20 protein-coding genes are annotated in these 20,377 nt (G+C 72.6%); 14 read left to right on the forward strand and 6 right to left on the reverse strand.

Translation table 11 applies throughout. The annotated features are described in order from the left end of the window. Positions 1-6 precede the first annotated feature (6 nt). Genes ACGFIV_RS07955 through ACGFIV_RS07965 form a run of 3 tightly spaced genes read right to left on the reverse strand, consistent with a single transcriptional unit; the run spans position 7 to position 2,977 of the window. Complete coding sequence (locus tag ACGFIV_RS07955) at positions 7-543, reverse strand: MauE/DoxX family redox-associated membrane protein (RefSeq protein WP_392833004.1); 537 nt, start codon at positions 541-543, stop codon at positions 7-9. 46 nt (positions 544-589) lie between these two features. Further along, positions 590-1,090, reverse strand: a complete 501-nt coding sequence (gene lepB / locus ACGFIV_RS07960; protein ID WP_392833007.1) for a signal peptidase I — start codon at positions 1,088-1,090, stop codon at positions 590-592. A gap of 3 nt (positions 1,091-1,093) precedes the next feature. Then, entirely contained in the window at positions 1,094-2,977 is a 1,884-nt protein-coding gene (locus ACGFIV_RS07965) for a BTAD domain-containing putative transcriptional regulator (RefSeq protein ID WP_392833010.1), read from the reverse strand. A gap of 494 nt (positions 2,978-3,471) precedes the next feature. Here ACGFIV_RS07965 and ACGFIV_RS07970 point away from each other — a divergent pair, with 494 nt between their 5' ends. From ACGFIV_RS07970 to ACGFIV_RS07980, 3 genes are all read left to right on the forward strand, one after another. Beyond that, positions 3,472-4,515 (forward strand): hypothetical protein, encoded by a 1,044-nt coding sequence (locus ACGFIV_RS07970; RefSeq protein WP_392833012.1) that lies wholly within the window; start codon positions 3,472-3,474, stop codon positions 4,513-4,515. Between the two features lie 280 nt (positions 4,516-4,795). After that, a complete protein-coding gene (locus tag ACGFIV_RS07975; protein ID WP_392833015.1) occupies positions 4,796-5,512 on the forward strand; it encodes a hypothetical protein in 717 nt (238 codons plus the stop codon). A 106-nt stretch (positions 5,513-5,618) separates the two neighbouring features. Further along, on the forward strand, positions 5,619-5,786 hold the full coding sequence (locus tag ACGFIV_RS07980; RefSeq protein ID WP_392833018.1) for a hypothetical protein: 168 nt from the start codon (positions 5,619-5,621) through the stop codon (positions 5,784-5,786). Positions 5,787-5,849: 63 nt separating this feature from the next. Here the strand turns inward: ACGFIV_RS07980 and ACGFIV_RS07985 are convergent, their stop codons facing one another. After that, positions 5,850-6,758: a MurR/RpiR family transcriptional regulator gene (locus ACGFIV_RS07985; protein ID WP_358561026.1), complete on the reverse strand. Its 909-nt coding sequence runs from the start codon at positions 6,756-6,758 to the stop codon at positions 5,850-5,852. 211 nt (positions 6,759-6,969) lie between these two features. Further along, entirely contained in the window at positions 6,970-8,457 is a 1,488-nt protein-coding gene (locus tag ACGFIV_RS07990; RefSeq protein ID WP_392833022.1) for a glycoside hydrolase family 3 protein, read from the reverse strand. A 327-nt stretch (positions 8,458-8,784) separates the two neighbouring features. Between ACGFIV_RS07990 and ACGFIV_RS07995 the strand changes: the two genes are divergently transcribed. Further along, positions 8,785-10,365, forward strand: a complete 1,581-nt coding sequence (locus ACGFIV_RS07995) for a family 10 glycosylhydrolase (protein WP_358561020.1) — start codon at positions 8,785-8,787, stop codon at positions 10,363-10,365. A gap of 15 nt (positions 10,366-10,380) precedes the next feature. Here ACGFIV_RS07995 and ACGFIV_RS08000 read toward each other — a convergent pair whose 3' ends face one another. Next, entirely contained in the window at positions 10,381-11,424 is a 1,044-nt protein-coding gene (locus ACGFIV_RS08000) for an N-acetylglucosamine kinase (RefSeq protein WP_392833025.1), read from the reverse strand. Between the two features lie 173 nt (positions 11,425-11,597). Between ACGFIV_RS08000 and ACGFIV_RS08005 the strand changes: the two genes are divergently transcribed. From ACGFIV_RS08005 to ACGFIV_RS08050, 10 genes are all read left to right on the forward strand, one after another. Continuing rightward, positions 11,598-12,233: a hypothetical protein gene (locus tag ACGFIV_RS08005; protein ID WP_358560419.1), complete on the forward strand. Its 636-nt coding sequence runs from the start codon at positions 11,598-11,600 to the stop codon at positions 12,231-12,233. Positions 12,234-12,438: 205 nt separating this feature from the next. Continuing rightward, positions 12,439-13,200, forward strand: a complete 762-nt coding sequence (locus tag ACGFIV_RS08010; RefSeq protein ID WP_392833029.1) for a DeoR/GlpR family DNA-binding transcription regulator — start codon at positions 12,439-12,441, stop codon at positions 13,198-13,200. Next, positions 13,197-14,138, forward strand: coding sequence for a 1-phosphofructokinase (gene pfkB / locus ACGFIV_RS08015; protein ID WP_358560415.1), 942 nt, complete (start codon positions 13,197-13,199; stop codon positions 14,136-14,138). The genes ACGFIV_RS08010 and pfkB overlap by 4 nt, the downstream gene beginning before the upstream one ends. Before the next feature lie 60 nt (positions 14,139-14,198). Next, complete coding sequence (locus ACGFIV_RS08020) at positions 14,199-15,392, forward strand: PTS mannitol transporter subunit IICB (RefSeq protein WP_358560413.1); 1,194 nt, start codon at positions 14,199-14,201, stop codon at positions 15,390-15,392. Between the two features lie 4 nt (positions 15,393-15,396). Then, the gene (locus ACGFIV_RS08025; RefSeq protein WP_358560411.1) at positions 15,397-15,705 is read left to right on the forward strand and encodes a PTS lactose transporter subunit IIB; all 309 of its coding nucleotides are present in this window, start codon (positions 15,397-15,399) and stop codon (positions 15,703-15,705) included. After that, a complete protein-coding gene (locus ACGFIV_RS08030) occupies positions 15,698-16,201 on the forward strand; it encodes a PTS sugar transporter subunit IIA (protein ID WP_358560409.1) in 504 nt (167 codons plus the stop codon). The genes ACGFIV_RS08025 and ACGFIV_RS08030 overlap by 8 nt, the downstream gene beginning before the upstream one ends. After that, positions 16,198-17,238, forward strand: a complete 1,041-nt coding sequence (locus ACGFIV_RS08035) for a zinc-dependent dehydrogenase (protein WP_358560407.1) — start codon at positions 16,198-16,200, stop codon at positions 17,236-17,238. Before ACGFIV_RS08030 ends, ACGFIV_RS08035 begins: the two co-directional genes overlap by 4 nt. A 12-nt stretch (positions 17,239-17,250) precedes the next feature. Further along, complete coding sequence (locus tag ACGFIV_RS08040) at positions 17,251-17,535, forward strand: HPr family phosphocarrier protein (protein ID WP_358560406.1); 285 nt, start codon at positions 17,251-17,253, stop codon at positions 17,533-17,535. After that, positions 17,528-19,168 carry a phosphoenolpyruvate--protein phosphotransferase gene (ptsP, locus tag ACGFIV_RS08045; RefSeq protein WP_392833035.1) on the forward strand — a complete coding sequence of 547 codons (1,641 nt, stop codon included), beginning with the start codon at positions 17,528-17,530 and terminating at the stop codon, positions 19,166-19,168. The genes ACGFIV_RS08040 and ptsP overlap by 8 nt, the downstream gene beginning before the upstream one ends. A 215-nt stretch (positions 19,169-19,383) precedes the next feature. After that, positions 19,384-20,025 carry a helix-turn-helix domain-containing protein gene (locus ACGFIV_RS08050; protein WP_358560402.1) on the forward strand — a complete coding sequence of 214 codons (642 nt, stop codon included), beginning with the start codon at positions 19,384-19,386 and terminating at the stop codon, positions 20,023-20,025. The last annotated feature ends 352 nt before the right edge of the window (positions 20,026-20,377 follow it).

Consider the following 20,377-nt stretch of genomic DNA (forward strand, 5'->3'; position numbering starts at 1 on the left):
CGCCTCCTAGGGGGATTTGTTCCGGCCTACGGCCGGGGCGGCGTACAGTGCGACCAGGTCGTCGAGGCGGATCAGGATCGATCCGGCCGCGAGCCCGGCGACGACGGCGACGACCAGCCCGCCCGGGTGGGCCTGGCCGGCGGCGGGCACCGCGCCGCCCAGCGCGGCGACCATGAACAGGCCGTTGCGCACCAGGTGGTGACGACCGATCGGCGTGGCAGCCGGGCCGAAGCAGCGGCACGTCGCGGTCCGGCCCCGGCGCACGACGGCCGCGATCGCGACGGTGAAGCCCGCCAGAAGGGCGAACGCGAGGACGCACCCCACGGACGCGGTGAAAGGCGTCACCACCAGTGGCACGATCGCCAGCTCGGCGAGCGCGACAGCGGGCGCCAGCGACCTCGCCTGCCCGGCCCTGACGGGCACGAGGGCCGGGAGAGACTCGGCGAACGCCCTCAGCCTTTCCCGGCCACGGAGCTTACTCGTGGCCGACACGATGAAGACCAGGGCGATAAGAGCGCGGCAGCCGACATCGATGTAGTGCACGCGCCGAGACTACGAAGCCGGAATACACCTTCGGTACATTCACCGATCAGCCCAATGCCGACGGCGGTCCGGCGGAATTCCGGCGGGGCAACCGGGCCACCACCACCCCCAATAACCGATCGCCGGGGCACGGTCCCCATTTACGAGAATCCCCGCTCCTCTTACCGTCGCCTATGAGGACCAGGGAACCGGACGGCACCCGGGCGTCTTCGTCTTCGATTCCGGCCGCCGCCGCCACCGCGGGCGGGACCGGATCTCCCGGGAGGGCGACCGCCCTTTTGACCACCCATTCGCGGCCTTGGAGCCGGTGCCCCGGGGGAGGGAGGCGGGCCCACAGCCCCTCGGGGTGGGGACTTTCGAGCACGACGATCTGCCCGCGCCGCACCCGGCGCAAGGGGCGGCGCAGTACGAGCACCCTGTCGCGGTCGAGCAGGGTCGGCTCCATGCTGTGGCCTTCCACAGTGATCACTACGAGCCGTCGACGAGCCGCTGTGGCCGCCGCGACGCATAACAGGCCGCCGGCGGCCACCATCCGGGACAGACGCATCGGTCACTCCTTCCACGGCGCCGGCCGGGCGCCGCTGTGCTGGTCCAGCAGCTCGATCGAGGTGAGAACCGGGCGTGTTCCCGCACGGATCCGCCTCACCGGCTCCCTCGGATCGCCGCCCGCGTTCACCTCGGCGGCGTACAGCCTCACCAGGTCCGGTACGTGGTACGTCCGTGCGTCGACCTGATCGAGGAGTCTGACGCCGGCCAGGTCGTCCAGGGCGCGCTCGCCGTCCACGGCGGACTGCCCGAGCGCGGCGGCGGCCACCCCGGGGCAGAGCCGTCGCAGGTGCAGCGCGCCGATGAGGCGGAAGAGCTCGGCTCCGTAGGTCAACCGTCGATGGCTCGCCGCGAACGCGGACCGGACCGAGAGCGTTCCGTAGCAGAGCGTCCGCAGGCGAGTCCGTTCGTCGGACAACCGCGCGACCAGCCCTCGGCTCGACCGATGAGGCTGGGACACCATCCGCGCGCCCACGATGCGCAAGGCCAGCGGCAGCCCTTCACACAGGGTGACCAGCCGGTCGAGGTCGTGATCGTCGAACCTGTCGCACAGCCCGTCCGTCAGATGGCGCAACATCTCACGACCACGGCTCAGGCCGACCTGCCCGACGTCGATGTTCGTTCCGCAGTCCAGTGCCGCCAGCATGCGCCGGCTGGTGATGATGACCCGGACCTCCGCCGTGCCGGGCAGCAGGGGCCGGACCTGTGCCTCGTCGACGGCGTTGTCCAGCAGGAGAAGCATCCTCCGGCCCGCAATGACGGTACGGAAACGCGCCGCCGCCTCGGCGAGGCCGTTCCAGACGTGGTCACCGCGGTCGCCCAGGGCTCTGAGCAGCCGGTCGAGCACATTGACGGGATCTTCCGGCACAAGGGTGGAGCCTTGCAGGTCGACGTACAGTTCGCCGTCCGGGTACAGGTCCCGCAACTGGTGCGCCGCACGCAGGGCGAGTGCGGACTTACCGCTGCCGGCCGGTCCGTGCAGCGCCACGATGGGCGGGTTGCCGGCTATCGCGGTTCGAATCGCCGCGAGTTCCGCCTGCCGCCCGGACAGCCCGGCACAGTCGGCAGGCAGTTCCCGGGGCACGAGGGACGCCCAAGTGGTCACCCTCTCGGGAGAGGGCGGGTAGGGATCGGCCACCAGTGCCGGGTCGTGGGCGAGCATGGCCGCTTGCAGTCCGCTCAGTTCGGGTCCCGGCTCGATGCCCAGTTGCTCCACCAGGGTCTGACGGGCCTCGGCGAACACCGCCAGCCCCGCACCGATGTTGCCGGACCTGTAGAGCGCGACCATCAGATGGAACCACAGTCGCTCGCGCAGCGGGTGGGACTTGGTGAGCTCGCGTAACTCCCCGACCGCGGCCCGGTGGTCGCCGAGCCGGAGCCGTGCCTCCATCCAGTCCTCGATCAGAGTGACGCGCTCCTCGTCCAGGGCGGCCAGCCGGGCACCGAGGGGGACGCCCCTTGGCACGTCCTCCGCCGCCGCGCCTCTCCACAGCGAGAGCGCCTCACGGATGGCGGTCTCCGCCGCCGCCGTTTCACCCTGGAACAGACTGTCCCGTCCACGGCGCGATAACTCCTCGTAGCGCAGCAGGTCCAGTTCGCCGGCATCGGCGGCGAGCAGGTATCCCGGTGGCCGGCTCACCAGCCGCTCGCCGGCCGCGTCCCGTAACGTCGAGCGGAGGCGCGAGGCGTAGGTCCGGATGTTGGCCACGGCCGACCGAGGGGGCTCGTCCTCCCACAGAAGCTCCACCAGGCGGTCGACCGACACCACGGTACGAGCGTCGAGAAGCAGGGCGGTGAGCAGGCCACGCTGCTTGGCCGCACCGAGAGAAAGCGCGATCCCGTCGCGCTGTACCGACAATGGACCCAGAAGACCGAAGGTCAGATGCATACGCTCCCCCGTAGGTGTGTACGCGCGTCTTTGTCGCCTTTGCCTACTCCGATGAGGCGCGCCGGGCCGTCGGCGACCGACCCTCCCGGCTTTCACCTGGAGGGAAATCGAGATTCGTGAGGGGCTTGCTGTGGAGCGCTCTTGAAGGATCAAGGTCCGCGCTGCCGCACGTCAATGCGTTTCGGTCCTGACCGAACTGCGACACCACCGGCCGGTCCTCGGCATCGGCCCGAAAGCGGGCTCGTGCCGTCCCGTCGATTCGACGTCTTCCGGCTGTTCCGGTCCGGGGCCATCTCATTGCGCTTGGGCGGGGATGTTCGGCAATGGAGGTGGCCGTGCCTTGCGCCTAATTGGTCATTACGTAGACGTATATGTCACTCCTGCGGGAGACTGGCCGGGTTGATCACCGGTTGGGTGGGGGCGCGGGCAGGTGGCGTGATGACGCGTTCCCGCTCCTGACGTACGACGGGGGCGCCCCCATGAGCCCGAGCCTCATGACCGGGACGGATCCGGGGCCGTTCCTGCTCCGGCGGAGCACCCGCGACCTGCCACAGGCGGTCGAGACGCTCGGCAAGGCGCTGCCCGCTCGCGACCTGAAGGCCGTGCTCGCCCAGGCAAACCGCACCGCCACCCGCAAGGGGAGCACGACGGCGTTCGGCTCGATGTCGCCGCGACCGGCGGACTGGTACTGCTTCGAGTCCGGCGACAACGACACCACCGACTGGTACCCGCAGGGCGTGGCCGCCAGCTCGGAGGCGGGCCACGCGGACGTCCAGGCGTTCGCCGTCACCTGGTACTGGAAGCCGGACGGCGCGGCGACCGAGCGCGGCGTGCGGGTCTCGTTCCTCAGCGCGAAGACGCTGAAGTACCGGCACGTGCTGCTCGTCGAGCCCAAGGGCACCTCGTACGGCCCGATCAACATCCACGCGGGCGGAATCGCGTGGTACGGGAACCTGATCTACGTGGTAGACACCTCGCGGGGGCTGCGGGTGTTCGACACCCGGCACATCTACGAGGTCGGCGGCGACGACGACAAGATCGGCCTGAAGGGCGGGAAGTACCACGCCTTCGGGTACCGCTACGTGATGCCGCAGGTGGACGCCTGGAGCACCGCCGGGGCGGCCCGGTACTCCTTCGCCGCCGTCGACAGGAGCCTCACCCCGCACATGCTCGTCTCGGGAGAGTACGTGGACCCGGCGGACGAACCCGGCAGGACCGGGCGCGTGGCGCGCTGGCCGCTCGCCTCGGACGGCACGCTCGTCGCCGGGGCCGACGGCCTGGCGAACGCGGCGGACGCCTTCACGCTTCCGGCGGCCAAGATCCAGGGCGGGCTCTCGTACAAGGGCCGCTGGTATCTCAGCCAGGCGGCCTCCTCCACGAAGAACGGCTCGCTGCTGGTCGTCCCCGCCGGGCAGCCCGCCCAGGTGAAGAAGTTCCCTGTCGGCCCGGAGGATCTCACCTGCTGGACCGAGAAGAACCAGCTGTGGAGCGTGACCGAGTTCAAGGGCCGCCGGGTGGTGTTCGCGGTTCCCGTGTGAGGGGTTCCCGTGTGAGGGGCGCCCGTGTGAGGGGCGCCCGTGTGAGAGGCGCCCGTGTGAGAGGCGCCGGCCGCTTGCGGCGACCCCTGATCCGGGAGGCGGCGTACGGCCTGCCGGCGGCCCGGCGGGGCGCTTGAAGCCCTTGCACGCCCTTGCATCGGTAGGCGTCAAGCGGTTGTCAATGAACGTGCAGGTGGAGGCCGATATCACTGAGTGTGTAAGAACCCCCGGGGCCGAGCGAACAGGACCGGGAGAACACACTCACACTCAGGAGACAAAGATGAAGCGCAGCCTGCTCGGTCTCGCCGTCGCCGCCGTGGCCGGCCTGTCCGTCGTCACCCTGCCCTCGACGTCCGCCTCCGCGGCCACCGGCGACTTCGGCCCCGACACCTGCCGCGAAGGCTACGTCTGGCGCGAGGCCCGCCCCTCCGACCACGTCTGCGTCAGCTCCGCCACCCGCACCCAGACGCGTTCGGACAACGCGGCCGCCGCCGGCCGCTGGACCTCCGGGGCCTTCGGCGCGCACACCTGCGTCACCGGGTACGTGTGGCGCGAGGCGTTCACCGGCGACGACGTCTGCGTGGTCCCCTCGGTCCGCTCGCAGGCCGCCGCCGACAACGCCCAGGCCGCGAACCGCAAGGTCTCCGCCCGCCTGTGGATCAACCGGTACACCGTTCCCCTGACCGACAACGGGGACGGCACCGCGACCTCGACCTCGGTGGACGACATCCCCCGCATCAAGATCAGCGGTGACCACTACAACTTCGGCCAGGTCAAGCTCTACCTCCGGTACAACACCGGCCGCCTGTTCTGGAGCGGGACCGTGACAGCCGGAGCGCACAGCGGCTTCGCGGGCGGCAGCTTCGGCAAGAAGACCGGGGTGTTCGACTGCGCCTCCGCCGGCAAGCCCGCCAACGGCTACGCCCAGGCCTACGACGTGCTCTCGGGCCGCTGGTCGGCACGCGTGCCCGTGCGCATCGGCTGCGCGGTCCTGTGAGCCTCCTCGCCGGACCCCCACGCGACCCTGAGTGCCGACCCTGACTCGTCCCTGAACTCGATCTCCACGTATGTCGCCGGGACCGGCGGGCGCTTAGCGTGAAGCCATGGGACGCATTCTTCTTCTCGTCGTAGCCGTCATCGCCGCCTTCTTCCTCCTCGGCGCGCTGCTGAGCCTGGTCGCCGGCATCGTCAAGTGGGCACTGATCATCGGGGTGGTCATCCTCGCCGTCACCGCCCTCTCCAAGATCTTCCGATCCCGGGACGCCGGCTGACGGCCCGGGGGAGGGTCGCCACCGGCGCGCTCATCCTGAAACGGCCGCGCCGGCCCTCAGGCGCTACGACGGTTTCCTGCTGCGGGGCCGGGACTCGATGACGAAGTGGTCGATGGCGTCGCGGGTCGCGCGCAGGGCCCCGTTGGACACCTCGGACGTGCGCTGGGCCACGCCGACGAAGACGTAGTCGACGATCAGGAGCTGGCTGATCCTGCTGGCCAGCGCGCCGGGCCGGAACGCGCTCTCCCTCCCGGCCGAGATCAGCACGTGGGCGGAGACCTCGGCGAGGGCCGACCGGGGGTTGTTGGTGATCGCCACTGTGGTCGCCCCGGCCTTCTGGGCCCGGCGCATGGGCTCCAGGACGTCGGGGGTCTCGCCCGTGCAGCTCACGCCGACCGCGACGTCGCCGGGCCTCAGCAGCACGGCGCTGGTCAGGGCGAGGTGCGCGTCGGTGAACGCGTGGGCGGACAGGCCGATGCGCAGCAGCTTCTGCGACATGTCCGCCGCCACGAGCCCGGAGGCCGCGACGCCGTACACGTCGACGCGGCGGGCCCCGGTGATCGCGTCGACCACCTCGCCGAGCCGCTCGGGGGACAGCTGCGCGGCGGTGTCCTCTATGGCCTCGGCCTCGGCCCGCGTGACCTTGGCGATCACGTCGGAGAGGGGGTCGTCGGGGGCGAGGTCGCCGGGGACGAGGCGGTCGGGCCCCTGGCGGGTGGTGGCCGCGGCGGCGGCGAGCGCGAGCCGGAGCTGGGCGTACCCGGAGAAGCCGAGCACCCGCGCGGTGCGCACGATGGTCGCCTCGCTGGTCGCGGAGGCGGCGCTGAGCTCGGTGATGGTGCTGCGGGCGACCGTCGCCGGGTCGTCGAGGATGAGCCGGGCGATGATCTGTGCGGACGGCGTGAGTGAGGGAAGCACGGCCCGCACCCGGGCGACCAGGTTCTCGGGGGTCGAGCGTTGCGGGTCGATCATTGGGTTCCTTTACTGTTACCGACAGATTACTCAATCCTGGTCGTAGGGAACCCGCGGACCCTCATCCAGATCCCCCTCGTACGAGACCGCGCGCGCCCATCCGGATCGTGCTCGTGCGGGACCGCGGACCCATCGGGACCGTGCTCGTGCGGGACCGCGCGCCCATCCGGATCGCGCTCGTGACGGGCCCGTGGACTCGCGTGCCGGTGGCTCAGCGGCCGGTGAGCCACTCGGCGGCGGCGAGTGCCGAGACCCGGGAGCTGCCGCCGGTGGCCAGGTAGACCGAGCCCACGGGACGGCCCGGCAGGCCCATCTCGATCACGATGGCGTCCGGGCGGCGGCGGAGGATCTCCGCCAGGCCCGCCGCCATCCACGCGTGCCGGTGCGCGTCGTGCGTGACCACCACCACGGGCGACTCGCCCAGCTCGGGCAGCTCGTGCAGGCCGGGCGTCAGGATCGTACGGGCGGTGCCGGGAAGCAGAGCCGCCAGGGCCTCGCCGGGCCCGTACGGCACGCCGCCGCCGATCGCCTGGTGGGGCCGTGCGGTCATCTCGATCACCAGCGGGGGCCGGGTGAGGACCGGCCGTACGAGCGTGCCGTCGCCGGGGCTCGCGCGAAGCGCCCGGCGGGCCGTGTCCAGCCCGAGCAGGGAGACGCCGTGCTCGGCGTCGAGCTCGGTCGCCCCCGCCTCCGTGAGGCGTTCGCGCTCGTGCCAGGCCGCCAGGCCGCGTACGCGGCCCGCCGCCTCGGCCAGCCGCGCCTCGTCCAGGACGCCCTCGTGGACGGCCCGGACGATCGCCTCGCGCAGCTCGGCGACGTTCTCCCCGCCGGGCGAGGAGGAGGCGCCCACGCAGATCGCGTCGGCGCCCGCCGCGAGCGCCCGTACCGCGATCTGCGGCTGGGGCATCAGCGCGGCCACGGCCCTCATCTCGATCGCGTCGGTCACCAGCAGGCCCTCAAAGCCCAGTTCCTCGCGCAGCAGCCCGGTGAGCACACGGCGGCTGAGGGTCGCGGGCAGCTCGGGATCGAGGGCCGGCACCATGAGGTGGCCGCACATGATGGCCCGGACCCCCGCCGCGACGGCCGCGCGGAACGGCGGCAGGTCGCGCCGCTCCAGCACCTCGCGCGACGCGTGGACGGCGGGCAGGGCGAGGTGGGAGTCGGTCACGGTGTCGCCGTGCCCGGGGAAGTGCTTGGCGCAGGCGGCGACCCCCGCGCCCTGCAGCCCGGAGATCCACGCGGCGGCGTGCCGGGCCACGAGCCCCGGATCGGCTCCGAAGGAGCGGATGCCGATCACCGGGTTGTCCGGGTCGGCGTTGACGTCCACGTCGGGGGCGTAGTCGAGCGTGATGCCGGTCGCGGCCAAGAGGCGGCCGATCTCCCGGCCGGTCCGCTCGGTGCGGCCGAGATCGTCGACGAGGCCGAGGGCGGCGTTGCCGGGCCACGAGCTGCCGGTGGCGGCCTCCAGGCGGGTGACGGTGCCGCCCTCCTCGTCCACGGCGACGACGACCTCGGGGTTCTCCTCGCGAAGCCGCCGTACGAGCCCGGCGGTGCCGGGGGAGACGTTGCGCGCGAAGAGGACCACCCCGCCGAGGCCGCCGGCGAGCTGGCTGAGCAGCCAGCCGGGTGGGGCGGTGCCCTCGAACCCCGGCTGGAGCACCGTGGCGGCGAGGCGGTCGAGATCGGGACTGTGCGGCATTGGCGACTTCCGCTCGTGTCGGCGGCGGCCCTATCGATCTTCCCCTTCGAGGACCGTCTGACTTGCGTGCTACGTGTGGTTTTGCATGGTCTTGACGCCGATGTGGCATCCTGCGCCATTGCGCATATCTTCTATGAAGCTTTCCTTCATTCGCTCCCGGTTAGGTCACGGCCTGATGACAACATTCTTCAGACTCATTGATCCGGTGAAAGTCATCTGTCATCTTCACGCCGGAGGCTTCGGCCGGCACCCAGGCCATGGCCGGCACCGGGCCCTCCCCGCCGGAGCCGCCGGGAGACCGGTGTCGCCGGGACGTCCGGAGTCCGCGTGAACGGCCGCCCGCTGAGCCGCAGGGCCGTACTGGGTGGCCTGGCCGTGGCGGCGCTCGCCCCGTTCGCCCGAGGGCAGGCACCGGATCCCGGCGGCGCCCTGCCCCCCGGCGGTCCCGGCGGCGCACTCCGCGCCACCGGCCCCGGCGACGCGGCCGTCCTGGCCTCGCCGAGGCAGATGCGCGGCATGTGGATCGCGTCGGTGAACAACACCAACTGGCCCTCGCGCACGGGCCTGCCGGTGGAGCGGCAGAAGAGCGAGTTCATCTCGTGGCTCGACCTCGCGGTGTCGCGCCGGTTCAACGCGGTGTTCGTGCAGGTGCGGCCCACGGCGGACGCCTTCTGGCCCTCGGCGCGCGAACCGTGGTCGCAGTTCCTCACGGGCGTCCAGGGGCGCGACCCCGGGTACGACCCGCTCGCGTTCATGGTCGAGGCGGCGCACGAGCGCGGGCTGGCGTTCCACGCGTGGTTCAACCCCTACCGGGTGTCCACGCAGCCCGACCCCGCCCGGCTCGTGCCCGATCATCCCCTGCGCCGCAACCCGGGCTGGGGCGTGGCCTACGCGGGCGGGCTCTACTACAACCCCGGGCTGCCGGAGGTCCGCGCCTTCGTCCAGGACGCGATCATGGACGCGGTCACCCGGTACGACGTCGACGGCGTGCACTTCGACGACTACTTCTACCCCTACCCGGTCGAGGGCCAGGAGTTCGACGACGCGGAGGCCTACGCCCGCCACGGCAAGGGGTTCGCCGACAGGGCGGCGTGGCGGCGGCACAACGTCGACCTGCTGATCCACGAGATGGGGCGGCGCGTCCGCGAGGAGAAGCCCGAGGTCCAGTGGGGGATCAGCCCGTTCGGCATCTGGCGCAACGCGGCCACCGACCCCCTCGGCTCGGCCACGTCGGGCTCCCAGTCGTACGACGACCAGCACGCCGACAGCCGGGGCTGGGTGCGGAAGGGCTGGCTCGACTACGTCGTCCCGCAGCTCTACTGGAACATCGGCCTGCCGGTGGCCGACTACGCCGTGCTCGCCGCCTGGTGGGCGAAGGCGGTGGCCGGCACGGGCACCCAGCTGTGGATCGGGCAGTCGGTCTACAACGCCGGAGCCGCCGGGCAGCCCGCCGCCTGGCAGGACCCCGAGGAGCTGTCGCGGCACCTCACCCTCAACGGCGACCATCCGGGCATCGGCGGCGACGTCTACTACAACTCGGGCGACGTGCGCGCCGACCGGCTCGGGGCGATGACCCGACTCCAGCGGGAGCACTACGCGCGACCGGCCCTCGGCCCGGTGCCGCCGCGCCTGGCCGCGGGCGCCCCGCCTCCGCCGCCCGTCGTCACCGGCGCCCGCCGTACGAGCCGGAGCGCCGAGCTCACCTTCGCCTCCGAGGGCCGTGCCGAGCCCCGCCTGTACGCGGTCTACCGTCACGACGCGGACGACAAGGGGTACCTGCTGGCGATCGTGCCCGGCGGGCCCCGAGGCCGGTTCACCGACCCGGCGTGGGAGCCAGGCTCGCGCTACCGCGTCACGGCCGTCGACGCGGCGGGACGCCAGAGCCCGCCCACCCTCTGGGTGAGCTGAACCCTTTCCGCCGGGTCAGGCCTGACCGGGAGTGTCGCCGGCCGCGAGCATCCGCCGGTGCGCCGCTTCGATCTCGGCGTCGCGGGCCGCGCCGGGACCCCCGGCGGCGGCGAAGGCGCGCAGGGCGAGCGCGGCGGCTCCGGCCGCGCCGTCCTTGGCCGGCACGACCGTACGGCCGATCAGCGCCTCCCTGACCCGGTCGGCCACCAGGGTCGGCCGCGTCAGCAGCGAGCCGGCGAGGACCACGGGCAGCGCGGGGTCGGGGGCTCTCACGGTGTCCAGGGTGCGGACGAGCAGGCGGGCGGCGTCGTCCAGGATGGTGAGGGCCACCCGGTCACCCTCGCGGGCGGCCGACTCCACCAGGGGGCTGAGCGTTCCGAGCCGCGCGGGCTCGCCGTCGTACACGGCGGCGACGATGGCCTGGGCGAGCGCCTCGCCCGCCAGAGGGGCGGCGCCGGCGTCCCTTCCAGGAGCGTGCCTCAGCAAGGCGGGCAGGACACGGGCGGTGAGCGCGGTCGGCGGCCCCCGGCCGTCGAGGGCCGCGAGCGCCGCCCGGGCCGCCTGCCGCCCGATCCACACCCCCGAGCCCTCGTCGCCGAGCAGCCACCCGTAGCCGTCGCAGCGCCGGATGATCAGCCGGCCGGCGATGCGGGCCGCCACCGCGCCCGTACCCGCGATGATCACGCTGCCGCTGGGGACAGGGGTCGCTCCGGCGAAGGCCACCAGGATGTCCGGGACCACGACGGGGAGGCCGGGCAGGGCGGCGGCGCGCCACGCGTCCTCGGCCAGGACGAGCGCCCGCTCGCGGCCCGCCGCGCTCGCGCCGGCGAGCCCGAAGACGCCGCCCGCGACGTCGCGCGGGTGGAAGCGCGGGCCGAGCCCGAGCAGGGCCTCGGTGAGCGCGTGGGTGAGGTTGCCACCGGGGTCGCGGGCGGAGCGGGGGTTGGCGCCTCCCGCCCGGCCTCGGGCGACGATCTCGCCGCTCAGGGTGGCGACCAGGCAGCGCGTGCTCGTGCCGCCGCCGTCCACGCCGACGACCAGGGGCTCGGCGTTTCGCATACCCCTCCCATGACGCTGATCTCCTCGAAAGTATAGGCGGCCGGAGGATTTCGCCACCGGCTCCACGCCAGGCGGCCGAGCGGGAGTGAGGCGAAGATCGCGTCGCGGCGTCCCCCGGTCGGCCAGGTATGGCAGTCTGCGTAGCTGCGGGAAGTCTCGACGGGGGAGTGCCGATGGGTGGCCAGCGTGTGGCGAGTGCCGAGGAAGGGGCAAGCGGGGCCTCCGGCCTGTCCGACCGGGTCGCGCGATGGGTCACCGAGCTGTTCGCCCCGCAGGTGCTCGTCATCGGGCTGCCGCCGGTGGTGGGCCTGGTCTCCGACGGCTGGGCCGGCTTCCAGTGGGGCCTGCTCGCGTCGCTGCTGTGCGGCGGCGTCCCGGCGCTGGTGATCGCCATGGGCGTCCGCTCGGGACGGCTCGACTCGCGGCACATCGTGGACCGCTCGCGCAGGACGGTGCCGCTGCTGGTGGCGGTCGCGGCCGTGCTGGCGGCGCTCATGCTGCTGGCGGGCCTCGGGGCCCCGCGCCTGCTGGTGGCCACGGTGGCCGCGATGCTGGCGGGCCTCGCGGTGACCGTCCCTGTGACCCTGCGGTGGAAGATCTCCTTCCACGCGGCGGTGTCGGCCGGCACCGTGCTGGTGCTCGCCCGCGTCCTGCCGGCGACGCCGACGCTGGTCGCCGGTGCGGTGGTCGTCGCGGTCGTGTGCTGGGCCCGCGTACGGCTGGCGCACCACACGATCGCCCAGGTCGCCGCCGGGGCCGTCGCCGGAGGAGGCACAGCCCTGCTCACCCTGGCGCTTTCCGGGGTCTGAGGGCGTCGCGCGGCCACCTGCTCGCGCCTGGAGTGCCGCTCCCCGCGGTGGGGTTCACCGCCTGTTTCGTTGGTCTGCGCCTTTCGCCGGTCTGCGCCCGCCCTCGCCGAGGCCGCGGGTGGAATGACCGGAAATCCTTGACGCCTCAACAAGGGCGGGTATAAACAAAGACGAAACCAACTTGAAACGGCGGTGAATCAACACGATGTACGCCGAGGAGCGGCAGCAGGAGATCCTGCGTCGGGCACGGGCCATCGGCAGGGTGGACGTCGTGACGCTGGGCGAGGAGTTCTCGGTCACCACCGAGACCATCCGCCGCGACCTGACTGTTCTTGAGCGTGCGGGCGTGTTGCGCCGCGTGCACGGCGGGGCCATCCCGGTCGAGCGGCTGGGCTTCGAGCCCGCGCTGGCCACCCGCGACGAGGTCATGACGGCCGAGAAGGAGCGCATCGCCAAGGCCGCCGTCGCGGAGCTGCCCGAGGACGGCGCGATCATCATCGACGCGGGCACCACCACGGGCCGGCTGGTGCAGGTGCTCCCCGCCGACCGCGAGCTCACCGTGATCGTCAACTCCCCGCCCCTGGCCACGGTGCTGGCCACGCGGGCGAACCTCAACGTGATCATGCTCGGCGGCCGGGTACGGGGGCGCACGCTGGCCACCGTCGACGACTGGGCGATGCGGCCGCTCTCACGGCTCAACGTGGACGTCGCGTTCATGGCGGCGAACGGCTGCTCGGTGGCCAGGGGCCTCACCACGCCGGACCCCGCCGAGGCGGCCATCAAGCGGGCGATGATCAAGGCGGCCAAGCGCAGCGTGCTGCTCGCCGACCACACCAAGTTCGCCGACACCTACCTCGCCCGGTTCGCGTCGATGTCCGAGATCGACGTGGTCATCACCGACACCGGGCTCGACCCCGCGACGGTGTCCGAGGTGGCGCAGGCCGGGCCGGAGGTGGTACGGGCGTGATCCTCACCCTGACGCTCAACCCGAGCCTCGATCGCACGATCGAGATCGCGACCCTCGCGCGCGGCACGGTCATCCGCGCCGCGACGGCCCACCTCGACCCCGGTGGCAAGGGGGTCAACGTGTGCCGCGCCCTGCTGGCCAACCGGGTCAGGTCGTGCGCGGTCGTCCCCTACGGAGGGGCCGAGGGGCGCCAGCTCGTCAGGCTGCTCTCCGAGGAGGGCATCCAGATGATCACCGTGCCGGTCGCCGGGACCACCCGGTCCAACGTCGCGCTCGCCGAGCCCGACGGCACCATCACCAAGATCAACGAGCCGGGCACGGCGCTCTCGGCCGACGAGCTGGACGCCGTCGCCGAGGCGGTGCTCAGCGCGGCGGAGTCGGCCGACTGGGTGGTCGCCTCCGGGAGCCTCCCGCCGGGCGTCCCGGTCGACATGTACGCCCGCCTGTGCCGGCGGTTCACGCGGGCGGGCATCAACGTCGCGGTCGACACCAGCGGTCCCGCGCTGGTGTCGGCGCTGGCCGCGGCGCCCGCGCTGGTCAAGCCCAACCGTGAGGAGCTGGCCGAGGCCACAGGAACGTCGATCGCGTCGCTGGGGGACGCGATCGACGCGGCGGGCAAGCTGCTGGCCCTCGGCGCGAGGTCCGTCCTCGCGAGCCTCGGCCCCGACGGCGCGGTCCTCGTCGAGGACGGCCGGGTGTGGTACGGCCAGTGCCCGGTGCGCGAGCCGCGCAGCACCGTCGGCGCGGGGGACGCCATGCTCGCCGGTTTCCTCGCCGCGGGAGCCGCCGGCGAGATGGCCCTCGTCGAGGCCCTGGCCTGGGCGTCGGCCGCGGTGTCACTCCCGGGCAGCCGGATGCCGTCGCCCGCCGACATCGAGCGGGGCGACGTCCGCGTCCTCGATCCCGATCCAGCCACGCCGTTGACGCCCGGGGACTAGACGGCGCGTTTCGACCCCCCAGCCGGCCCCACGCCGGCCGCCCCGGAAGGAGCAAACCACATGGCCGATACATACACCCCCACGGTTACCGGAACCGGCGTCAAGGCGACGATCCAGCGCTTCGGCGGTCACCTCGCCGGCATGATCATGCCCAACATCGGCGCCTTCATCGCCTGGGGCCTGATCACCGCCCTGTTCATCCCGACGGGCTGGCTGCCCAACAAGGCTTTCGCGGAGCTGGTCGGGCCGATGATCAGCACCCTGCTCCCCATCCTGATCGGGTACACCGGCGGGCGCATGGTGCACGGCCAGCGCGGCGCCGTCGTCGGCGCGGTCGCCACGATGGGCGTCGTGGTGGGGGCCGACGTCCCGATGTTCCTCGGGGCCATGATCATCGGGCCGCTCGCCGCCTTCGTCATCAAGCAGGTCGACGGGTTCACCCAGCAGCGGACCAGGGCCGGGTTCGAGATGCTGGTGGACAACTTCAGCGCCGGCATCGTGGGCGCGGGGATGGCGGTCCTCGGCATGTGGGGCATCGGCCCGGTCGTCGAGGCGGTCACCACCGCGGCCGGCCGCGCCGTCTCGTGGCTGGTCGGCCACGAACTGCTCCCGCTCGCCTCGGTGCTCATCGAGCCGGCCAAGGTGCTCTTCCTCAACAACGCGATCAACCACGGCGTCCTCGGCCCGCTGGGCGTCGCGGAGGCGGTCAAGTCCGGCAAGTCGATCCTGTTCATGCTGGAGTCCAACCCCGGCCCCGGGCTCGGCCTGCTGCTCGCGTACTTCTTCTTCGGCCCGAGGCTCCTGCGCCCCAGCGCGCCCGCCGCGATCATCATCCAGTTCCTCGGCGGCATCCACGAGATCTACTTCCCGTACGTGCTCATGAAGCCCCGCCTGATCCTCGCGGTGATCGCGGGCGGCGCGTCGGGCGTCCTGACCTTCATGGTCACGGGGGCCGGGCTGGTCGCCACCCCGGCGCCTGGAAGCATCTTCGCCTACCTGGCGGTCACGCCCAGAGGCGGCTACTTCGGGGTCCTCGCCGGTGTCCTCGTGGCCGCCGCGGTCTCCTTCGTTGTCGCCTCGGCGCTGCTGGGCTTCGGCCGCGCCAACGGCGACGAGCCCGCCACCGCGCCGGACGCCCCCGCCGAGCAGCCGGTCCCGGCCGCGTCCGGCGCCTCCGCCGTGGAGCCGGGCGGGGTCACCACGCCCGTCACCGAGGGCGACAAGCAAGCCCAGCCCGTCATCAGAGAGGTGTGAGCGGATGCCGAGCATCGACAGCAAGGACGTCAAGAAGATCGTGGTCGCCTGCGACGCGGGAATGGGCAGCAGCGTCATGCTCGCCACCCAGCTCCGCAAGTCCCTGAAGGGGCTCCCGGTCGAGGTGGAGCACACGCCGGTCAACTCGATCCCCGCCGACGCCGACGTCATCGTCTGCCACGCGGGGCTGGCCGACCGTGCGAGGGCCTCCGCTCCCGGCACCGTGCTCGTGCCGTTCCAGCTCTTCATCGGCGACCCCGCCGTCACCAAACTCGTCGGCACGATGAAGAACGGCGGCACGGTCGATGCCTGACGCGGCGCCGCTGCCGCTGGACCCGAGGGCCATACGGCTCGACGCCGAGGCCGGATCGCGCGACGACGCGATCCGGCAGTGCGGCCGGGCGCTGCTCGCCGTGGGCGCCGTCGACGAGTCCTACATCGGCACGATGATCGACCGTGAGCGGTCCATCTCGACCTACGTCGGGGAGGGCGTCGCGATCCCGCACGGCACGCTCGCCGGCAAGGACGCCGTCCACCACGACGCCATCAGCGTCGTGCGCTTCCCCGGCGGCGTCGACTGGGACGGGTTCCCCGTCGTGCTGTGCATCGGCATCGCCGCCCGTGGAGAGGGCCACGTGGAACTGCTGTCCGAGCTGGCGCAGATCCTGCTCGACCCCGACCGCGCGAAGGCGCTCCGCGAGGCCACCGAGGTCGACGAGGTGGTCCGCCTCCTGCAACCCGTGAAAGAAGACGACGCGGCCCCGCAACCTGTGAGCGGGCCGCCCGTGAGAGAGGAAACGCCCGAGTGAAGGTCGCCCGCTTCCACGCCCCAGGTGACATCCGCGTGGAGGACGCGCCCGAGCCCTCACCGGGGCCCGGAGAGGTCAAGATCCGCGTCCGCAACTGCTCCACCTGCGGCACCGACGTCAAGATCTTCAGGCACGGTCACCACCACATCCGCCCGCCCCGCGTCATGGGCCACGAGATCGCCGGTGAGATCGCCGAGGTGGGCGAGGGCGTCGAGGGCTGGACGGCGGGCGACCGGGTGCAGGTCATCGCCGCCATCCCGTGCGGCCGCTGCGAGGAGTGCCTGCGGGGCAGGATGACCGTCTGCCCCAACCAGGAGTCGATGGGCTACCACTACGACGGCGGGTTCGCCGAGCACACCATCGTGCCCGCCAAGGTGCTGTCCGTCGGCGGTCTCAACCGGATCCCCGACGGCGTCGGCTTCGCCGAGGCCTCGGTCGCCGAACCGCTCGCCTGCGTGCTCAACGGGCAGGAGCTGGCCCGCGTCGGCGACGGGGACGACGTGGTCATCCTCGGGGCGGGCCCCATCGGCTGCCTCCACGTGCGGCTCGCCCGCTCGCGCGGGGCCGGGCGGGTCTTCCTGGCCGACCTCAACCCCGAACGGCTCACCATGGCCGCCGACCGCGTACGGCCGGACGCGGTGATCAGCGGCCGGGACGCGGACGTCGTGGACGAGGTCCTCAAGCTCACCGGCGGCCGGGGCGCCGACGTGGTCATCACGGCCGCAGCCTCCGGCGCCGCCCAGCAGCAGGCGCTCCAGATGACCGCGCGCCAGGGCCGGATCAGCTTCTTCGGCGGCCTGCCCAAGGACGACCCGATCATCGCGCTCGACTCCAACCTCGTGCACTACCGCGAGCTGACCATCGTCGGCGCCAACGGGTCGAGCCCCGCGCACAACGCCAGGGCGCTCGACCTGATCGCCACCGGGGCCGTGCCGGTCAGCGACCTCATCACCCACCGGATCCCGCTCGCGGAGGTCCTGGAAGGCATCGACATCGTCAGCCGAGGCACGGCGATCAAGGTCACCGTCGAACCCTAAGGAAGCCCCGCCATGGCAGAGAAGACCGTCACCATCGCCTCCCGCAGCGGCCTGCACGCCAGGCCCGCGAAGCTCTTCGTCCAGGCAGCCGCCCGGCAGGGCGTCGCCGTGCGCGTACGGACGGCCGACAAGCCGTCCGTGCCGGCCACCAGCATGCTCGGAGTGCTGGCCCTCGGCGCGCGGCAGGGCACGGAGGTGACCCTGCAGGCCGACGGCCCGGGGGCGGAGGAGGCGTTGGAGTCCCTCGCCGAGCTGCTTTCGCGCGACCTAGACGCGGAGGAGTCCGCCGATGCCTGAGGTCGTGCGGGGCATCGGGGTCAGCCCCGGCCGCGCGGCGGGCCGGGCGCACCGCATGGCGAGGCCCCCGGTACTGCCGCCTCCCGCCCCGGTCACCGACGCCGTCCGCGAGATCGGCCTCGCGACCGGCGCCCTGGACACCGTCGCGCAGTACCTGGAGAGCCACGCGGCCAAGGCCTCGAACCCGGACGCGCGGGAGATCCTGGAAGCGCAGAGCCTCATGGCGGCCGACCCCGCCCTGCGCGAGTCCGTCGAGGAGGGGGTCGCCTCGGGCCTCGGCGCCGCGCACGCCGTCGACGCCGCCTGCGCGCACCACCGCGAGGCGCTGCTCGCGGCGGGCGGATACTTCGCCGACCGGGCGGGCGACCTGGACGACATCCGCAACCGCGCCGTCGCGGCCGTACTGGGCCTGCCCATGCCCGGCGTGCCCGACCCGGGCCACCCGTACATCCTGATCGCCGACGACCTCGCGCCCGCCGACACCGCGAACCTGGACACCGGCACCGTGCTCGCGCTCGTCACCGAGAAAGGCGGCCCGACCAGCCACACCGCCATCCTCGCCAGGACCTTCGGCCTGCCCGCCGTGGTGGCGTGCCGCGGCGCCGCGGACATCGGCGACGGGATGTGGATCTCGGTCGACGGGGCGAGCGGCGAGGTCGAGGTCGGCGTGGGGGAGGACGCGGCCGCGGGGATCCAGCGCGAGGCCGCGGCGGCGCGCGAGCGCCTGGCCGGCGGCCACGGCCCCGGGCGGACCGCCGACGGGCGTCCGGTGCCGCTGCTGCTCAACATCGGCTCGGCGCACGACCTCGGATCCGGCGACGCCGAGGGGGTCGGCCTGTTCCGCACCGAGTTCCTGTTCCTGGACCGCCGCGCCGCCCCCTCCTTCGAGGAGCAGGTGGCCGCCTACACGGCGGTGCTCCGGGCGGTGCCGGGAAGGCGGGTGGTGATCCGCACCCTGGACGCGGGCTCGGACAAGCCCCTGCCGTTCCTGCGCCTGCCCGACGAGCCGAACCCCGCACTGGGCGTGCGGGGGTTGCGCACCAGCAGGATCCAGCCGGAGATTTTGGACGTCCAGCTCGACGCCATCGCGCACGCCGGCCGCGAGAGCGGCGCCGAGACCTGGGTGATGGCGCCCATGGTGAGCACCGTGGGCGAGGCCGCCGGCTTCGCCGAGCGTGCCCGTGCGCGCGGCCTGAGCCACGTCGGGGTGATGGTCGAGGTGCCCGCCGCCGCGCTGCACGCCCGGCGCCTGCTGGAGGAGGTCGACTTCCTCAGCATCGGCACCAACGACCTCGGGCAGTACGCCTTCGCCGCCGACCGGCAGCACGGCGACCTCGCCGACCTGCTCGACCCCTGGCAGCCCGGCCTGCTCCGGCTGATCGCCATGTGCGGCGAGGCGGGGCGGCAGGCGTCCAAGCCCGTGGGCGTGTGCGGCGAGGCCGCGGCCGACCCGCTCCTCGCCACCGTCCTGGTGGGGCTCGGGGTCGGCAGCCTGTCGATGGCCGCCCCGAGCGTGCCGGCCGTACGCGAGGCGCTGGGCCGCCACTCGATGGCCGCGTGCGAGGAGCACGCCCGGCTCGCGCTGGCGGCCGGGGACCCCGCCCAGGCCAGGAAGGCGGTCAGCGAGGCCTGACCCGCCAAGCCGGGTGCGCCTCACCGCGACCGGATCGCGACAAGCGCCTCCATCGGGCCGGGTGGTTGCCTTAGACTGAATCTCATTCAGACCTCTCGGCGTGAGCCGATCGGTCGTCAACGCGGCCGCCGACCTGGATCGGAGAGCACATGGTGAAGGCCGGAACGAGGCCCAGAAAGCAGGGCACGTCGCCCCGGGTGGTCGAGGAGACCGAGGTGACGATCGATCTGGACGACCCGCGGTTGCAGACGGACGCCGCCCAGGGCTTGGCGGACGCCGCACGTGAGCTCTTCGTCAAGAAGGGCTTCTCGGCGACGACCGTGAGTGACATCACCGAGCGCGCGGGCATGAGCGTGGGCTCTCTGTACTATCACTACGGGAGCAAGACCAATATCTACCTCGCCATCTGGCTGAGGTACCAGCGCAGCCAGGAGGCGCGTGCGCGCGAGACGGTCGTGGCCGTGCGCGCCGCCGGGGTCACCAACGGGCTGCGCCTGTTCCTGGCCGGGACGCGGGCCTACCTTCTGGGCGCCTGGGAGCATCGCGACGTGGTGCGACTGGTCGCCGACGGCGACACGCCTCCCGGGTTCGGGCTGCGGATGCGCCGCATCAACCAGGACTGGTTCCGGCAGAACGCCGCCCTGCTGCGGGAGAGCCCGAATCTGCTGGGGCAGGACGACGCGCTGGGCGTCCGCGCGATGGTCGCGATCGTCACCGACGCCATGGGCGGAATCTGCCGTGAGGTGGCCGCCTGCGCGACCCGCGAGGAGGCCGAGGAGCTGGTGGCCCGGGCCATCGACGTCTTCGCGCGGCTCACGAACGTGCCTTCGGAGGGCAACCACCGGTCCGACGACTGACCGTGAGGATGTAGGTGGGCGCCTCCCGGCGGGTCTGACCCAGCGGCCGACCGACCGCGGGCTCCTCAACGGGATCTGTCGCCCCTGCCCGGGTGGCGTTCACCTGCACTCACCGGACGCGGCGCGTGACCTTGTAGGAGCCTGGCCAAAGGCCCCATGGCTGTCTGTCCACGCGATCAACCCGCCTGCTGGTATCGCCCCAGCACCGTCAAACGATCTTGAACGGCCGAACTCCTCGGCGGCCGAACCTCAGGCCCGGCCCTTGACCGAGGTGATGAGGAGCTGGGCCACGTCCACGACCTCCAGCGACTCCTTGGCCTGGCCGCTGTTCTTCTTCTCGTTGATCGCGTCT

Source organism: Sphaerisporangium sp. NPDC049003 (assembly GCF_043197795.1).
GTDB lineage: Bacteria > Actinomycetota > Actinomycetes > Streptosporangiales > Streptosporangiaceae > Sphaerisporangium.